Annotated in this window: 13 protein-coding genes; 8 read left to right on the top strand and 5 right to left on the bottom strand. The window is 66.6% G+C overall.

The annotated features are described in order from the left end of the window. Positions 1-4 precede the first annotated feature (4 nt). A complete protein-coding gene (locus PV768_RS19595) occupies positions 5-115 on the top strand; it encodes an IS3 family transposase (protein WP_421093971.1) in 111 nt (36 codons plus the stop codon). A 128-nt stretch (positions 116-243) separates the two neighbouring features. On the opposite strand, the gene PV768_RS19590 is transcribed toward PV768_RS19595, so the two are convergent. Further along, the gene (locus PV768_RS19590; protein ID WP_321214680.1) at positions 244-1,707 is read right to left on the bottom strand and encodes an amino acid permease; all 1,464 of its coding nucleotides are present in this window, start codon (positions 1,705-1,707) and stop codon (positions 244-246) included. A gap of 155 nt (positions 1,708-1,862) precedes the next feature. Here PV768_RS19590 and PV768_RS19585 point away from each other — a divergent pair, with 155 nt between their 5' ends. The 4 genes from PV768_RS19585 to PV768_RS19570 all read left to right on the top strand — a co-directional run bounded on the left by PV768_RS19585 (position 1,863) and on the right by PV768_RS19570 (position 5,509). Beyond that, positions 1,863-2,777, top strand: a complete 915-nt coding sequence (locus tag PV768_RS19585; RefSeq protein ID WP_157240456.1) for a LysR family transcriptional regulator — start codon at positions 1,863-1,865, stop codon at positions 2,775-2,777. 152 nt (positions 2,778-2,929) lie between these two features. Next, positions 2,930-3,355 carry an aspartate 1-decarboxylase gene (panD, locus tag PV768_RS19580; RefSeq protein WP_197432448.1) on the top strand — a complete coding sequence of 142 codons (426 nt, stop codon included), beginning with the start codon at positions 2,930-2,932 and terminating at the stop codon, positions 3,353-3,355. Positions 3,356-3,421: 66 nt separating this feature from the next. Beyond that, positions 3,422-4,348, top strand: a complete 927-nt coding sequence (locus tag PV768_RS19575; RefSeq protein WP_321214681.1) for an AEC family transporter — start codon at positions 3,422-3,424, stop codon at positions 4,346-4,348. Positions 4,349-4,366: 18 nt separating this feature from the next. After that, positions 4,367-5,509 carry an FAD-dependent oxidoreductase gene (locus PV768_RS19570; RefSeq protein WP_421093969.1) on the top strand — a complete coding sequence of 381 codons (1,143 nt, stop codon included), beginning with the start codon at positions 4,367-4,369 and terminating at the stop codon, positions 5,507-5,509. A gap of 6 nt (positions 5,510-5,515) precedes the next feature. Here the strand turns inward: PV768_RS19570 and PV768_RS19565 are convergent, their stop codons facing one another. The 3 genes from PV768_RS19565 to PV768_RS19555 all read right to left on the bottom strand — a co-directional run bounded on the left by PV768_RS19565 (position 5,516) and on the right by PV768_RS19555 (position 11,000). Then, positions 5,516-6,994, bottom strand: a complete 1,479-nt coding sequence (locus tag PV768_RS19565) for an MFS transporter (RefSeq protein WP_421093968.1) — start codon at positions 6,992-6,994, stop codon at positions 5,516-5,518. Between the two features lie 65 nt (positions 6,995-7,059). Then, positions 7,060-9,690 carry a trehalase-like domain-containing protein gene (locus PV768_RS19560; protein ID WP_421093967.1) on the bottom strand — a complete coding sequence of 877 codons (2,631 nt, stop codon included), beginning with the start codon at positions 9,688-9,690 and terminating at the stop codon, positions 7,060-7,062. Positions 9,691-10,010: 320 nt separating this feature from the next. Continuing rightward, a complete protein-coding gene (locus PV768_RS19555) occupies positions 10,011-11,000 on the bottom strand; it encodes an LLM class flavin-dependent oxidoreductase (protein ID WP_321214685.1) in 990 nt (329 codons plus the stop codon). Between the two features lie 142 nt (positions 11,001-11,142). Here PV768_RS19555 and PV768_RS19550 point away from each other — a divergent pair, with 142 nt between their 5' ends. Together PV768_RS19550 and PV768_RS19545 are read left to right on the top strand one after the other, a co-directional pair. After that, positions 11,143-12,015 carry an aldo/keto reductase gene (locus PV768_RS19550; protein ID WP_421093966.1) on the top strand — a complete coding sequence of 291 codons (873 nt, stop codon included), beginning with the start codon at positions 11,143-11,145 and terminating at the stop codon, positions 12,013-12,015. Positions 12,016-12,039: 24 nt separating this feature from the next. Continuing rightward, entirely contained in the window at positions 12,040-12,738 is a 699-nt protein-coding gene (locus tag PV768_RS19545) for a type 1 glutamine amidotransferase domain-containing protein (RefSeq protein WP_157240446.1), read from the top strand. Positions 12,739-12,826: 88 nt separating this feature from the next. Here PV768_RS19545 and PV768_RS19540 read toward each other — a convergent pair whose 3' ends face one another. Beyond that, positions 12,827-15,364, bottom strand: coding sequence for a PxKF domain-containing protein (locus PV768_RS19540; protein WP_421093965.1), 2,538 nt, complete (start codon positions 15,362-15,364; stop codon positions 12,827-12,829). Between the two features lie 256 nt (positions 15,365-15,620). Here PV768_RS19540 and PV768_RS19535 point away from each other — a divergent pair, with 256 nt between their 5' ends. Next, positions 15,621-16,247: a TetR/AcrR family transcriptional regulator gene (locus PV768_RS19535; protein ID WP_421093964.1), complete on the top strand. Its 627-nt coding sequence runs from the start codon at positions 15,621-15,623 to the stop codon at positions 16,245-16,247. Positions 16,248-16,284: the final 37 nt, after the last annotated feature.

Genomic DNA, 16,284 nt, shown 5'->3' with positions numbered 1-16,284 from the left:
CGCCCTGGCAACCGCCGTCGAGGAATACATCCACTGGTACAACACCAAAAGAATCTCAACAAAGCTCAAGGGCCTGAACCCGGTCCAATACCGTGCCCAGGCCCTCGCAGCTTAGGATCCTATTTGGCCAGTCCAACTTCCGGGGACCAGTTCACCCTCCACAGGAAGGTGATAGAGCGTCCGGGGTTTAGCGACGTTAAGTGAGAGAGCGTCCGTGTTTAAGCGACGTTAAGTGATAGAGCGTCAGCCGACGGGCCGGTGCATCTCCACAATCTCCTCATGCCGGGGGCTGTCGGGATTCATCAGCGAGTTTTTCTTGCCATAGAAGAAGTAGATGGCAAGGCCGATGACGAGCCAGACGCCGAACCGCGCCCACGTTTCCCAGTGCAGCTGGAACATCAGGAATGCGGAGGCCAGCACGCCGAAGGCCGGGACGAGCGGCATGAACGGGAGGCGGAACGCGCGCGGGGCATCGGGCTTCTTGTAGCGGAACACGATGACCGAGAAACAGACGACGACGAACGCCGCCAGGATGCCGATGTTGGTCAGATCAGCGACTGCCTTGATCGGGAACACGCCCGCCAGGAGCGCGGAGGCGACGCCCGCGATCCAGGTCACGCGCTGCGGCGTGCCGTGCCGGTCGGTCTTGGAGAACCAGCCGGGCAGCAGCCCGTCGCGGCTCATGGAGAACCAGACGCGGGTAACGCCGAGCAGGAACGTCAGCATCACGGTGAGGATGGACAGCACCGCGAAGACGGAAATGATGGTGGCAATGACCGGCAGCCCCACACCGGTGAAGGCTGACGCGAACCCGGCCTTCGGGTCGATGTCCTTGTAGTTCTGCATGCCCGTGAGGACCAGGGTGGCTGCCACATAGAGCAGCATGGCGATAATGAGCGACAGGATGATGGCCTTGGGCATGTGCTTCTTGCCGTCGGTGGCCTCCTCCGCTGCGGTACTCATGGCGTCGTAGCCGAAGACCGCGAAGAATACGGTGGCGGAACCGGCAAGAACCGGGCCGAAGCCGGACGGCATGAACGGGTTGTAGTTGTTGGTGTCGATGTAGAAGACACCAAGGCCGATGATGAAGAGGATCAGGACCACCTTGATGGCCACTGCCACCAGTTCGAACCGGCCGAACGCCTTGGTTCCGCGCGACAGGATCCAGGTCACGATCAGGCAGACCACGATGGCGGGGATGTTGACGATTCCGCCCTTGCCCTCATCCGGGGTGGATGTCATCCAGACCGGCATGTGGATGCCGATTCCGGAGAGGAAGGCATCAAAGTAGCCGGAGATGCCGATGGCCACCACGGCCACAATGGCGATGTATTCCAGCAGCAGGTCCCATCCGATGAACCAGCCGATGATCTCGCCCAAGGCCACGTACCCGTAGGTGTAGGCGGACCCGGCTCGCGGAATCATGCCCGCGAACTCCGCGTAGGACAGTGCTGCCGCTGCCGACGCGAGGCCGGCAATCAGGAACGAAATCAGCACCGCGGGCCCCACCCCGGGTGTGGTTTCGCTACCGGCGGCCACCAGCCCCGCGAGCGAGAAGATGCCGACGCCGATAATGCCGCCAACGCCGATTGCCGTCAGCTGCCAAAGCCCGAGTGACTTAAAGAGGCCACTATGTTTGTTCTCTTCTTCAATGTCGTCAATCGGCTTGCGCCGCATGATCGACTGGGTCATGTCTCGTGTGCTCATCAGGAACTCCTGCTTGGGGGGTGCGACCCCGCCACGGCGCGCGAAAAATCGCTTGTGACGGGGGTAACTCGGTCCCAACAGTATGCAAGGGGGCTTGCATTAGATAAAGTGACTACTTCTAACCTATATTCGTTAGTTTCGGTAAGGATTTCCTCATGCTTGACGTCCGCCGGCTGCGCCTGCTCCGGGAATTGAGCATCCGGGGGACGCTCGCGGAGGTGGCCGAAGCACTCCAGTACAGCCCGTCGTCAGTCTCCCAGCAGCTGGCGCTGCTGGAAAAGGAAGTGGGCGTGGAGCTGCTGCGCAAGACGGGACGCCGGGTGCAGCTCACCCCGCAGGCGGAGGTCCTGGTGGCCCACACCGCAAGCCTGCTGCAGACCATGGAACAGGCCGAGGCGGACCTTGCGGCGTCCCTGACCACCGTGACCGGCACAGTGCGGATCGCAGTGTTCCAGTCGGCCGCGCTGGCGCTCATGCCCGAGACCCTGACGCGCATGGCCAGTACGTATCCCGAAGTGCGCATCGAGATGATCCAGCGTGAGCCGGAAACGGCCCTGCACGAGACGTGGGCACGCGACTTCGACCTTGTCATCGCCGAGCAGTACCCCGGACACGCCGCCCCGCGCTATCCCGAACTGGACCGCGTCAAGCTCACCACCGACGCCATCCGGCTCGCCGTTCCCCCCGCGTCCGACGGCGGTCCCGCCATCTCCTCGATCGAGGACACCGCGGAACTCGCCTGGGTCATGGAACCACGCGGGGCGGCATCCCGCCACTGGGCCGAGCAGGCCTGCCGGAGTGCGGGGTTCGAGCCCGACGTGCGTTTTGAAACCGCGGACCTCCAGGCCCAGATCCGCCTCATCGAGTCCGGCAACGCCGTGGCGCTGATGCCGGACCTGGTGTGGACTGGGCGCGGCACCACCGCCCGGCTCCTTGACCTGCCAGGCAAGCCGCACCGCACGGTGTTCACCTCCGTCCGCCGCTCCAGCGCCCAGCGGCCCGCGATCCTCGCCGCGCGGGAGACCCTTGCGGCGACCGCAGCGGCCGTGGCACAGCACGACGGCGGGTGACCGGCCGCCGTCGTGCGTGGCCTTCCAGCGTGTCCGTCCAGGGGTACCGGCCAGCGCAACGACGGGCTCCGTCACTGCGCAGGAGCCGCCCCGGCGTCACTGTTCCCTGCGTCACTGCGCCGGCGGGCCCCCAACGCTAGACTGATGCCGTTATGAATCGCACAATGTTCAAGTCCAAAATCCACCGGGCCACAGTCACGCACGCCGACCTGCACTACGTAGGGTCGGTCACCGTCGACCTGGACCTGCTCGAGGCCGCCGACATCCTTCCCGGCGAGCTCGTCTCCATCGTGGATGTGACCAACGGCTCGCGGCTTGAGACCTACACCATCGCCGGCGAGCGCGGCTCGGGCGTGATCGGCATCAACGGTGCAGCGGCGCACCTCATGCACGAGAACGACGTCGTCATCCTGATCACCTACGCCCAGATGACCACCGAAGAGGCCAAGGCCTATGAACCGCGGGTGGTCCACGTGGATGAAAACAACCGGGTGATCCAGCTGGGCAATGACCCGGCCGAGGGCCTCACGCCGGGAATGATGCGGCCCCCTTTCGCTCTTAACAACGCCACCCTGTAACCGGAGAGTGCTTTCCGGCAGACCGCTCCCCCGCACCCCCCGGGCTGATTCCCTGCGGATTGTCCCTTGCTAGGGGTACTCGCCGGGTTCTTTGTGGTCTGGTGCATCATCCTGGTGGGCTGGTTCGTGGGCCGGCAGAAGATCCTGGGCGACAACGCCCGGCAGGTCCTCAGCTCCCTCACCTTCTTTGTGGCCAGCCCGGCCCTGCTTTTCGAAACGCTGAGCAAAGCCCGCCTCGCCGAGGTTTTCGCGGCGCCACTGCTGGTCGCCGCGGTCTCGGCAGTGGCCACCGCGGCCATCTTCTTCGCCATCGCCAGGTTCTGGCTCAAACGCTCGCTGCCCGAGTCCCTGATGTCCTCCATGGCCGCGTCACTGGTGAACTCCGCCAACCTGGGCATCCCCATCGCGGTGTACGTCCTGGGCGACGCAAGCTACGTGGCGCCGCTGCTCATCTTCCAGCTCGCCTTCTTCACGCCGCTGTTCCTGATGCTCCTGGATTCAAGCACCAGCTCCCACCGCACCACGCCGCTGAACTTCATCGTGATGATCCTCCGGAACCCCATGATCGTGGGTTCGGCCCTGGGCCTGGCCGTGGCCGGGACGGGCTGGCAGGTCCCGCAACTGGTGATGGAGCCCATCCACCTGATCGGCGGTGCGGCGATTCCGGCCATGCTGATCGCTTTTGGCATGAGCCTGAACGGCACCCGCCCGCTCCAGGCCTCGGCCTGCCGGCGCCTGGACACGCTGCTGGCCAGCGGCTTCAAGCTGGCCGCCCAGCCCGCGCTGGCCTATCTCTTTGCCCGGTTCGCGCTGGGGCTTGAAGGCCATGTCCTGTTCGCCGTGGTGGTCACCGCCGCCCTGCCCACAGCGCAGAATGTTTTTGTGGCTGCCAGCCGGTACAAGACCGGCCTCACCGTGGCGAAAGACACCGTGCTGATCACAACCGTTGTGGCCGTGCCGGCGATGATCGGCGTGGCACTGCTGCTGACCTGACCCGAGTTTGGAGGGCTGATGAATACTGTTCTGGACACCGTGGTGATCGGCGGCGGCGCCATGGGCTCGGCCGCCGCGTGGGCGCTGTCCCGCCGGGGCCGGCATGTGACTTTGGTGGAGCAGTTCGGGCCGGGGCACAAGATCGGGGCCTCGCACGGCACCACCCGCAATCTGAACCCCGGTTACCACCGCCCCGAATATGTGGCCATGCTGGCAGAGGGGCTGGCCCTGTGGGATGAGCTTGAGCAGGAAAGCGGTGAGACGCTGCTGGCGCGGACGGGCGTTGTGAACCACGGCCCGGACCCCCGGCTTCCGGACATCGCCGAGGCATTGACGCAGGCGGGCATCCGCGCGGAGCTCCTGTCCCCGGCGGAGGCCGGGGAGCGCTGGCGCGGGATCCGCTTCGACCAGCAGGCACTGCACATGCCCGACGGCGGCCAGCTCAACCCCGAAGCGGCGCTTCCTGCATTCCAGCGCCTCGCCGCAGCCCGCGGCGCCGAGATCCGGCACCACACCAAGGTGGTGGACCTGCAGGTGATGGACGACGGCGTCCGGCTGGGCCTGGAGTCCGGCGCCGGCATCGAGGTGGTCACCGCTGCGCAGGTTGTGGTCACGGCCGGCGGCTGGACGGACAAACTCCTGGGCCCGATGTTCAGCAACAGCACCAGTACGGGGCTGCAGATTCCCAGGCTGCGGGTCACGCAGGAGCAGCCGGCGCACTTCCGGGTGGCGGACGCGGGCGCAGTGTGGCCCGGCTTCAACCACTGCCCCGGCACCGGGGCGGACTATCAGGGCTGGTATTCCCCCGTGTACGGCATGGAGACGCCCGGCGAAGGGATCAAGGCCGGCTGGCACGGAGTGGGACCGCTCGTTGATCCTGACCGGCGCTCCTTCCAGCCCGAACCCCGGCAACTCGCCGCCCTGCAGGACTACGCGCGGACGTGGCTGCCCGGGGTGGACGCCGATTCCTTCGAGGCCATCAGCTGCACCTACACCACCACCCCGGACGAAGACTTTATCCTGGACCGGATCGGCCCCGTGGTGATCGGCGCCGGGTTCTCCGGGCATGGGTTCAAGTTCACCCCGGTGATTGGCCGCATCCTCGCCGACCTCGCCACAGGCACCCGTCCGGCGCCGGAGATCTTCCGCGCTTCCCGCTAAAAGCGCCTACCGCGTCTTGTCCTCTGCTTCGGCGAGGGCCGGCTCCCCGCCCGTGCCGCCGTCGTCGTCCTTTCGGGAGGCGCCCGCCTTCACCGCCGGCATTGCCAGCACGGCCGCCACGGTGAGGATGCCGCCCACCAGCGCGGCCAGGAAGACGGCGCCGGACGCAGCCACGACGGCGGGTGCCGCGCCTTCGCCGGCCGTGGTGGCGTAGACCGCGTTGGCCACCGCGCCGAAGACCGCCACACCCAGCGCGCTCCCAATGGACCGCGCGAACATGTTGCTGCTGGTGACCACGCCGCGCTCATTCCACTCAACACTGGACTGGGCAGAGATCAGGGTGGGAGTGGCAACCAGCCCCAGGCCGAGCCCCACCACGAAACAGCTGGCGGCCACCAGTGCCACGTTGGGTGTGGCGGCCGTGAGGGCCAGGACCAGGAGTCCCGCCACGGTAACGGAGATCCCGATCAAGGCGGTGGCCTTGAACCCGATCCGCAGGTAGAACCGGCCCGCCTGCGAGGCGCTCAGGGGCCAGCCGAGGGTCAGGGCCGCGAGCGCCAGGCCGGCGATAAAGGGCGAGGTGTCCAGCGCCCCTTCCAGGAACGTGGGCACATATGAGGTCAGCCCGATCATCACCGCGCCGACGCCGAAGGACACCAGCGTGGTGGTGCCCAACAGCCGGCGCGAAACCACCCAGGACGGCAGGACCGGCTCCGCGGCCCGCCGTTCCACCACCAGGAACACCGCCAGCAGCACGGCGCCCACAACAAAGATGCCGATGCTGATCGGGGAATTCCACGCCCAGCCCTGGCCGCCCTGGAGGGCACCAAGGATCAGCAGGCCCAGTGACACCGCCAGCAGGGCAGCCCCGGCGTAGTCCACCCGGTGCTTGGCGCGTTCAACATTTTCGTGCAGGGTCCTGAACAGCATCCACCCGGCAAGGAGGCACAGCGGAATGTTGACCAGGAAGATCCCGCGCCAGATTCCCAGCGAGGAGAAGATGCCTCCGAGGCTCGGGCCCACCACCGAGGAGACAGCCCAGACGCTGGCCAGGTAGCCCTGGACCTTTGCCCGCTCCTCCAGCGAGTAGATGTCCCCGGCGATGGTGATGGAAACCGGCAGGACGGCCCCCGCACCGAGGCCCTGCAGGGCACGGAACGCGATCAGTGCGGGCATGCTCCAGGCGATGCCGCAGAGGACGGACCCGAGCAGGAACAGCCCGATGCCCGCCAGGATGATGGGCTTCCGGCCAAGCATGTCGGACAGTTTGCCGTAGATGGGCACCGAGACGGCCTGGGCCAGCAGGTACGCGGAAAACAGCCAGGGGAAGGACTCGAAACCGCCCACATCCCGGACGATCGACGGGACGGCGGTGGCCACGATCGTGGAATCGATGGCCACCAGGCCGGTGGACAGCATCAGGGCAATGAGGATGGGGCCCCGTTCGGAGCGGAACCCCACCCCTTGGGCGCGCGCGGTCTTCATGAGTCTCGTTTCAGTCTTTTTGGGTCCCTGCTACCTCCACTCTAGGTACCCGCGGCCGACCCCGACTATCGCCTGCCCTGGTGTGCGTCCAGGAGCCGCGCGCAGCGGATGAAGCCCAGGTGCGAGTACGCCTGCGGATGGTTCCCCAGGTGTGTCTCCGTGCCGGGGTCGTACTCCTCCGGCAGCAGCCCGGTGGGACCGAAGAGGTTCACCAGCTGGTCGAACAGGTCCCAGGCCTCATCGATGCGGCCCACGGCCACATACGCTTCGATCAGCCAGGTGGTGCAGATGTGGAACCCGCCCTCCAGGCCCGGCAGGCCGTCGTCGTACCTGTACCGGAAAACGGTGGGACCCACGCGCAGTTCCCGCTCCACCGCGGTGACGGTGTCCAGGAAGCGCTGGTCCGAAACGTCCAGCAGGCCGGAGAGGCCGATGTGCAGGACGGCGGCGTCGAGGTCCGGGCTGTCGTAGGCCACGGTGTAGGACCTCGCCGACTCGTCCCAGCCCTCGCGCAGCACCTCCTCGCGGATGGTGCCTGCCATGGGTGCCCAGGCCGGGTCCGGCTCCCGGCCGTGGCGGGCAGCCGTCCGCAGCGCCCGGTCCAGCGTCACCCAGCACATCACCTTGGAATAGACGTGGTGGCGCGCTGCGCGCCGGGCCTCCCAGATGCCGTGGTCCGGTTCGTGCCAGCGGGCCAGGACGGCCGAGGCCATCTGGACCATCAGCTCCCAATGGTCGTCGGCCAGCGCGTCCTCCCGCTCACTCAGGGCGTGGATCAGTTCGGCAACCGGGCCAAAAACGTCCAACTGGACCTGGTGGTCCGCGGCGTTGCCGATCCTGACCGGACGGGAGCCCGCGTACCCCGGGAGGCTGTCGACGACGGCCTCCGTGGAAAGCGGCGCGCCGGTCACCGAGTACAGGGGGTGCAGCCACTCGGGGCCGGGCGCATGTTCGAGGATCCGCCCCAGCCATGCCAGGAAGCCGGCGGCCTCCGCTGTGGAGCCGAGGTCCACCAGCGCGTTGACCGTCATGGACCCGTCCCGCAGCCAGCAGTACCGGTAGTCCCAGTTCCTTGTGCCGCCGATTCCCTCCGGCAGCGACGTGGTGGGGGCCGCGAGGACGGCGCCGGTGGGCTCATGGACCAGGGCGCGGAGCACCAGGGCTGACCGCCGCACCAGGGAGGGTTTGACGGAGGGCAGGGCAAGTTTCTGCACCCACTGGCGGGCATGCAGGGCCACCCCGGCCCGCCGCTCCGTCTCCCCGCCGGGGTCCGCAGGCTGCGGTTCGGTATCGCCGCAGCGCAGGTTGAGCACCACCGGACCGTCCTGCAGGTTCACCGCCGCCGTGGCCGTGGCGTGGCGCCCGTCCGAGGTGATGCTGAAGGTGGCGCCCGGCGCGAACAGGATGATGGGCTCCGAGGTCCCCACCACGTGCAGGTCCCCGCCGCGGGCCTCCATGCTGAACGGGGCGTTGGCGTAGTCCGGCCGGGGAGCAAAAGTAATCCGGGCGGCACCATGGCCGGTCAGCACCCGGACCAAACTGGTGATGCCCTCGGGCGCGGGCTCAAGGTAGTCCGTGACCGTGACGTCCGCCCACCGGGTTTCAACGATCATGGTGCTGTCCACGTACCGCTGTCCCAGCACCTGGGAGGCCTTGACCGGCTCCACGGAAAAGTGGCCGGCCGCGTCTCCGCCCAGGATGTGGGCGAAAAGTGACCCGGAATCCGGCAGCGGATGGCTCATCCAGCAGATCTTCGCGTCCGGCGTCAGCAGTGCGGTGGAGGAACCGTTGCCGATCATCGTGTGCCGTTCAAGGCCCACCGCGTCCTCGCCGAACAGCCAGGCCCGCCGCAGCTCGAAGAGGAGGGCCAGGACCCGGGCGAAGGCTTCGGGGTCGCGGACGCGGTGCGCCGCGGCGGTCTCCCCCGGCCCGACCTTGAGTCCGAGGTCCGGCCCGCGCAGGGTGGCGATGGCCAGTTCGTCACTGTGGGCGTCCCCGGCGAACATCGCGGCGCTGGCTCCGAGCCGGGACCGGAGGGTTTCCAGCGCCTCGGCCTTGGACGGTTCCACGACGGACAGGTCCAGCACGGAACCGTCCACAATGAAGAACAGCCCATGGGCGCGGGCAATCTCCCGGGCGGTTTCCGTCACGGATTCCACCACGTCCGGCGGCGCCGGGCGGGTGTGGACGGAAACGGCCACCGGTTTGCGTTCAATCCAGATGCCCTCCTGGAACCCCACGGCTTCATTGAGCGCCGCGTTGACCTTCTGCAGGACTGATTCGGTGGCCAGGGTCTGCGCGTGCGCGAAGCCCATATCCGACTCTGCGCCATGCGAACCGATCAGGTGCACCTCAACGGGCAGCCGCGACACCGCCGCAAGGTCGCGGAGCGAGCGTCCCGAAATGATGGCGGCGTGGGTATTGGGTAGGGCAGCCAGGGCGCGCAGGGCTATCGCCGCATTGCCCAGGGGCAGGATCTCGGTGGAGATGCCTTCGGCGTCGCACAGGGTCCCGCCGTAGTTGCAGGCCACCAGCAATCCCGGAACCCGTGCCAGCACTTTCAGTTCGGCCAGCAGCGCAGGCGTCAGGCCGTTGTCCGCCGCATCCGACTGGATGAAGGCGCGGAGCATGTCCAGCGGAAGGGACCGGGTGAGCAGTGCGGAATCCGCCACGCTTTGGTTCAACGGCGTAGGCATGCAGGTACCCCTTTGAGGCCGGACCAGGCCGGGACTACAGCCGCTGGATCGCCTGCGGACTACCGGTTGGTGCCCCTCCCGGGAATCCCAGTAATTCCCGAGGGGGCAGTTCCCATGCTCAGCCCCGGCCGTTTCCCCCGAAAGTCCCCTTTATTGCGTATGTGTAAAAGTCCGACGGACAGCGCCGCTGTCATGGAGAGCCGGCGTCACCCAGGGCAGCTTTTTGGACCACGACGCCGGCGCCTGCCGCCCGGAACCGGGGAACCCGCCGTCGTGCCTCCCCAAAAGGGTGCTGGGCGTGACGCGCAGGACCCCGCCCGCTACACCCGGACCAGCCCGGCAGCCTCTGCCAGGAGTTCCACGGAGCGCAGCCGCGCCTCGGTGCCGGTGCTCTGGTGGGCCACAATGAGTTCGTCGGCGTCGGCGTGCCGCCCGAAACCGTCCAGGTAATCAAGGACTACGTCGGGCGTTCCCACCGCGGAGTACGTCATCATCTGGCTCACGTGCTGGCCCTGCGGGGAGTCGAGGATCATGTCCGCTTCGTCGTCGGTGAACTCGCGGCCGCCGCCGAAGAACAGGGACACGCGGGCGCGCTTGGTGGCCTGCAGCATGGCCTGCGCTTCCGAGGCGGAATCCGCCGCGATGACGTTGACGCCGGCAATGACGTGCGGGGCATCCAGCTGCGCGGAGGGCTTGAACTCGCGGCGGTACAGGGCCACGGCATCCTGCAGGGCGTTCGGCGCAAAGTGGGAGGCAAACGCGTACGGCAGTCCCAGCTGGGCGGCGAGGCGCGCGCCGAACAGGGAAGATCCCAGGATGTACAGCGGCACGTTGGTGCCCTTGCCTGGCGTGGCCTCAACGCCCTGGATGCGGGTGGGACCGGTGAGGTAGCCCTGGAGTTCCAGGACGTCCTGCGGGAAACTGTCCGCGGACATGGGGTCCCGCCGCAGCGCGCGCATGGTGTTCTGGTCACTTCCGGGCGCGCGGCCCAGGCCGAGGTCGATGCGGCCCGGGTGCAGGGTCTCCAGGGTTCCGAACTGTTCCGCGATGGTCAGCGGCGAGTGGTTGGGCAGCATGACGCCGCCGGCACCCAGCCGGATGCTTTCGGTGTGGGCGGCCACATGGGCAATCAGCACGCTCGTGGCGGAGGACGCGATGGAGGACATGTTGTGGTGCTCGGCGTACCAGACCCGCCGGTACCCGAGCTTCTCCGCGCTCTGCGCCATGGCCACGCTGCCCGCGAAGCTCTCCGCCGCCGTCTGGCCCTTGCCGATGGTTGCCAGGTCAAGGATGGAGAGGGGGAGAGTCACGGTAGGTGCCGGCCTTTCGGGAACGTTTCGCAGGGATGTGCCCGCCGGGTCGCGGCGGGCACGAAAGGCATAACGACGGCGGCGCCCGGCTTATTTCTGGAACCTGCGGAATACTCAGCAAACTTATGACGTTGCCGCCCCTATGAGCCTAGAGACAACGAACCAGTTGGAACTGTCCGAAACGATCGATTTGAAGGATCTGGGAACCGTGAACCGGCTCGGCTTCGGTGCCATGCGCATCGTGGGTGACGGCGTCTGGGGTGAGCCCGCGGACCGCCGGGCGGCGGTGGCGGTGGTGCGCCGCGCCGTCGAACTCGGCGTTGACTTCATCGATACCGCAGATTCCTACGGCCCCAACATCAGCGAGGAAATCCTCGCCGAGGCACTGTACCCGTACAAGGACGGGCTGAAGATCGCCACGAAGGTGGGCTTCACCCGCACCGGGCCAGGCAAGTGGATCCCCGTGGGCCGCCCGGAGTACCTGCGCCAGCAAACAGAACTGAGCCTGCGGAAGCTGAAGGTGGACACCCTGGACCTGCTCCAGCTGCACCGGATCGACCCCAAGGTGGACGCCGAGGAGCAGTTCGGCGTGCTGCGCGAGCTCCAGGACGAGGGGAAGGTCCGGGCGCTGGGCCTCTCGCAGGTGAGCGTGGAGGAGCTCGAAGCGGCCGGGAAGCACTTCACCGTTTCCACGGTCCAGAACCGGTACAACCTGACGGACCGGAGCTCCGAGGACGTCCTGCGCTACTCGGAGGAGAACGGCATCGGCTTCATCCCGTGGGCTCCCATATCCGCGGGTGAGCTCGCCCGGCCAGGCGGGCCGCTGGACGAGGCCGCCAAGCGTTTGGGTGCCACCACTTCCCAGGTTGCACTGGCCTGGCTGCTGCGCCGCTCTCCCGTGATGATGCCGATCCCCGGCACCGGGTCAGTGCAGCACCTGGAGGAAAACATGGCCGCGGCCGGCGTCACCCTGGACGAGGAAACCTACGCTGAACTTGAAGCAGCAGGCGAGTAGAGAAGCACAGACAGGAGCAGCACTATGGCAAACATTCTGATGGTTGTATCGGCCGCCGATTCGCTCACCATGAAGGACGGCAGCCAGCACCCCACCGGCTTCTGGGCGGAGGAACTGGTGGTGGCACACCAGACCCTGCTGGACGCCGGCCACACTGTCCACATCGCGACCCCCGGGGGCGCCAAGCCCACCGTGGACCAGGTGAGCCTGGCTCCCGAGTCAGCAGGCGGCGAGGAACGGGCGCAAGGTTTCCGCGACTACCTCGACTCAATCGACGGCGAGCTCTCGCGCCCGCTGGTGCTGGCCGACGTCGACCCGTCCGGCTACGACGCCGTTGTGATGCCCGGCGGGCACGGGCCCATGGCCGACCTGTACCAGGACGCCGACCTCGGCCGGCTCCTGGCGGCGGCGGACAAGGACGGCAAGGTCATCGCTCCCTTCTGCCACGGTCCCGCAGGGCTGCTGAGTGCAACGGACGACGGCGGCGCTTTCGTTTTCGCGGGACGTCGCCTCACGGTGTTCAGCAACGAGGAGGAACTGGGCGGCGGCACCGGCGAGAACACGCCGTGGCTGGTGGAGGACGCCCTGAGGGACAAGGGTGCGGTGATCGAAAATGCTGCCGCCTGGACGTCAAATGTTGTGCGGGACGGCAACCTGATCACGGGCCAGAACCCGCAGTCCAGCGAGGATGTGGCCAAGGAAGTCATCAAGGCGCTGGGCTAGTCCCACACTTCAGGCAGAGAAGGGGCCCGGTCTGGTGACCGGGCCCCTTCTCTGCGGCGCACGTCCTTGGGCGCCGCCGCCGTTGGCGCTACTTCAGCTTGAAGTTGGCGCTGATCGAGGTACCGTCCTTTGCTGTCATCGTGAGCTGGTAGCAGCTGCCGGGGCTTGCAGGCGTCTTCCAGTTGTAGATGAACTGGCCGGCGATGGCGTCATAGCGGACAACGGTGCTGCCGGCCGCCGCTGTCGTCTCGATAGCATCGGTCTGGGCGTTCGGTGCACAGACGATGGTTCCCATGGTGAACTTCATCAGGTTGGGGTCCGTGATCTCGGTTTCGCCCGCAAAAACCTCGAACTTGGCCGGCACAGCGCTGCCGCCCTTGACCGTGTTCAGGACACCGCCCATGTCGATCGGCTGGTAGAAGCCCTTCATGGTCCAGGCCTTGACTTCGTAGGAGTGGGTAACGGTGGTGGTGTTGCCGGCGAGGTCCGTGGCCGTGGCCCTGAGGGTGTATTTCCCAACTCCCGTGCCGTAACCGGTAACCTCGCAGGTCCCAAGCACTCCGGACAGTGAATCGGAGGCCGAGCAGGTCGGCTCCGCGGGCGTCGACCCGTAGTAGCCGTCCGCGATGACCGAATCGAAGGTCACCGTGGGGGCCGTCTTGTCGATCTTGAGCGTGGTAGAGGTTGCGCCCGCAGCACGGACGTTGCCGGCGCGGTCCTTGAACTCGGGGCTTTGGACCGTCACCGTGTCCCCTTCGTCCGACGCTGTCACGCTCTTCGTCGCGTCAACCGGTCCGGACACGAGATCGGTGGCGCCGAAGGTGACCTCGACGTCCGTGTTGTACCAGCCGTCGTCGTTGGCTGCGGGGCTCGTGCCCACGTAACCTACCGTCGGCGCCGTCTTATCGATCTTGAAGGACTGCGACGTGGCACCGGCGGGCGTGATGTTGCCGGCGTTGTCTACGAATACCGGGCTCAGTACCTTCACAGCCGCCGCCTCCCCGCTGGAGTACACCGTCTGCGAGGACGTCAGCAGTCCCGACGTCGCATCCGTTGCCGTAAAGCGGGCCCCGACGTCGGTCACGTACCAGTTGTTCTCCCCCAACGTGCCCGATGCGACCCCGCCGTAGCCAACGGACGGCGCCGTCTTGTCGATCTTGAATTGCTGGGAAGCGGCGCCGGCAGGTGTGGTGTTGCCGGCGTTGTCCGAGAATGCAGGACTCTGGACAGTCACGGCTTCCCCTTCCCCGGACGAGGTCACCGTCTGCGTTGCGCTGAGGGGCCCGGAGGTGAGGTCCGTTCCTTTGAAGCTGGCCTGGACATCGGAGGTGTACCAGCCGCCAAAGCCTGCGGTTCCGGTTGCAGCGTCATAGGTGACGCTGGGGGCTGTCTTGTCGATCTTGAACGACTGGGAAATGGTTCCGTCGGGCACGGTATTGCCCGCGTTGTCCGTGAACGCAGGGCTCAGGACCCTTACATCGGCACCCTCGCCGCTGGAGGACACCTCCTGGGAGGACGGGGCCAGTCCGGATGTGGCATCTGTTGCAATGAAGCGGGCCAGTACATCGGAGGTGTACCAGTTGTCGTTGCCGGCCTTTCCTGTCGCGTCGGCGTAGCTCACCGTCGGCGCCGTGCCGTCTTTCTTGATGGGGACGGTGACTGTGCCGGCCGAGCCGCCGCTGCTGCTCGCGGAGCATGAGTAGTCAGCAGGCAGCTGGTCCAGCGCCACCGTCACGTCGTTGCAGCCGACCTTGTTCAGGGTGCTGGTCGAGTCGCCCTCGGTGACGGTCCACTTCAGCGTGACGGCGTTCCGGTACCACCCGTTCAAGCCGTCCGGCTGCGCCGCGTCGAGGGTATAGGTGATCCCGGGGGCCGTGCCGTCAACGATGTTGTACGTTACCGAACTCGCGGCGGTGAGCCCACCCTTGTCGGTGTAGCTGCAGGACGCTGTCTGGGAGCCTATGCCGGTAGCAGCGTCGTCACCTGAGACGGCACTCAGGGTTGCGGCGAAGGAACTATTGCTGTCCTCTGCGTCGGTCACATTACAGGTCGCTGCGGGGACGACGCCCTTGGCGTAGGAGCTGCCCAGCGTTACACCGGACACACTGAGGACCGGTGCTGTGTTTGACGGCGCGGGCGCGGTCACGTTCACTGTGAAGGTAGCGGGCGCAAGATTGAAGGCGCCGCCAGTCGTGTTGGTGACAACGGTCGCAGACACCGTGGCGGAACCGGAGCCAACAGGGTTAATCGTCAATGCCCGGGTGGCACCACATGAGTTAAAGGTGACAGTAGCCGGGGAAACGGTGGCCACTGACGTGTTGCTGGATGCCAGTTGCAGCGTAACCGTGCTTTGTGAGGTGAGATTGCAGCCGTTCTTGCCGTCATTGTTCTCCGGATCGACTGCGAGCGTGGTGCTGCCGCTCAAACCGCCGACGTTAAGAGGCATGACTTCGGCTTCGGTATCAAAAGTGGCATCAAGGTTGTTGTAAATCGCGTCTGCCCAAGCGACGCCGCCTCCAGCCAGCACCAGCCCCGCAGCCGCAACCGCCGCGGCCACCCGGGTGCCCGTCCGCCCCAGCAGGCTCCTATCCCCAGCAGCAGTCGTCCTACCTGGCGAATTCATCATGTGCGTCTCCCTAAGACCATGTGCCCACTGCGGGCGCAACGTACTTCAAGGTATGGGCTGAGGGGGCAACAGCACACGCGTAGTCGCACACCTGTCTTTGCTCTTTGAGTACTCGTTTTCTGAAGCGCACGCTGACCGGCACTACTTGGTTTTTGGCCTGCGGCCGGCCCGATGGCGACCGCAGAAAGGGCCAGGCCAGCCCCACGGCGTGAACCCCAAAGTGCACTCGTGAAGGGTTTGGCAATAGTCTGGCCAGATGGGGACAACCACCGTGAACAATGGCGAACAGATCGACAGGCAGTCCCGCATCCTCGAAGCAGCGCTCGATCTGCTGTCCCGCCACGGTATCTCAGGGGTAAGCATGCGCGCGGTGGCGCGTGAAGCCGGGGTCGCCCTGGGCCTGGTGAACTACTACTACGACGACAAGACCAGCCTGATCCGCGCGGCCCTGCGCCGGGTGGACGAGCACGATCTCCTGCTGGTCGCGCAGGATCCGTCGTCTCCCCCGGACGAGCAGCTGCGCAAGTCCCTGCGGCGGGTAGCGGGCGCCGACCTGCTGACCACCCGCTACCTGTCCCTGCGCCTGCACCTTTGGGCCCTCGCCCAGGCAGACGAGGACTATGCACAGATCAATGCTGCCGCCTTCGACCGCTATATCGACGGCCTGGCGGCGCTGGTGTCCAACGCCCTGCCCGGGCTCTCCTGGGAGGAATGCCGCGCGCGGTCATCCGACATCGTGGTCATACAAAACGGCATGTGGTTGACGTCGCTCCTTGGCGTGGACAAGGAATCCATCCAGCGGAGCATCGCACGCACGGAGCAGATCGCCTTCGCCCCGCCGGGCGACGCCAACAGCAGCCGGGACGCGCTCCAGGGGCAGTAAGGCACATCCCATCCCGGCGGCTTCCGCCTCCTCCGTA

Source organism: Pseudarthrobacter sp. CC4, from assembly GCF_048957775.1.
Classification (GTDB): Bacteria; Actinomycetota; Actinomycetes; order Actinomycetales; family Micrococcaceae; genus Arthrobacter.
This window is presented reverse-complemented; position numbering and strand designations above follow the sequence as displayed.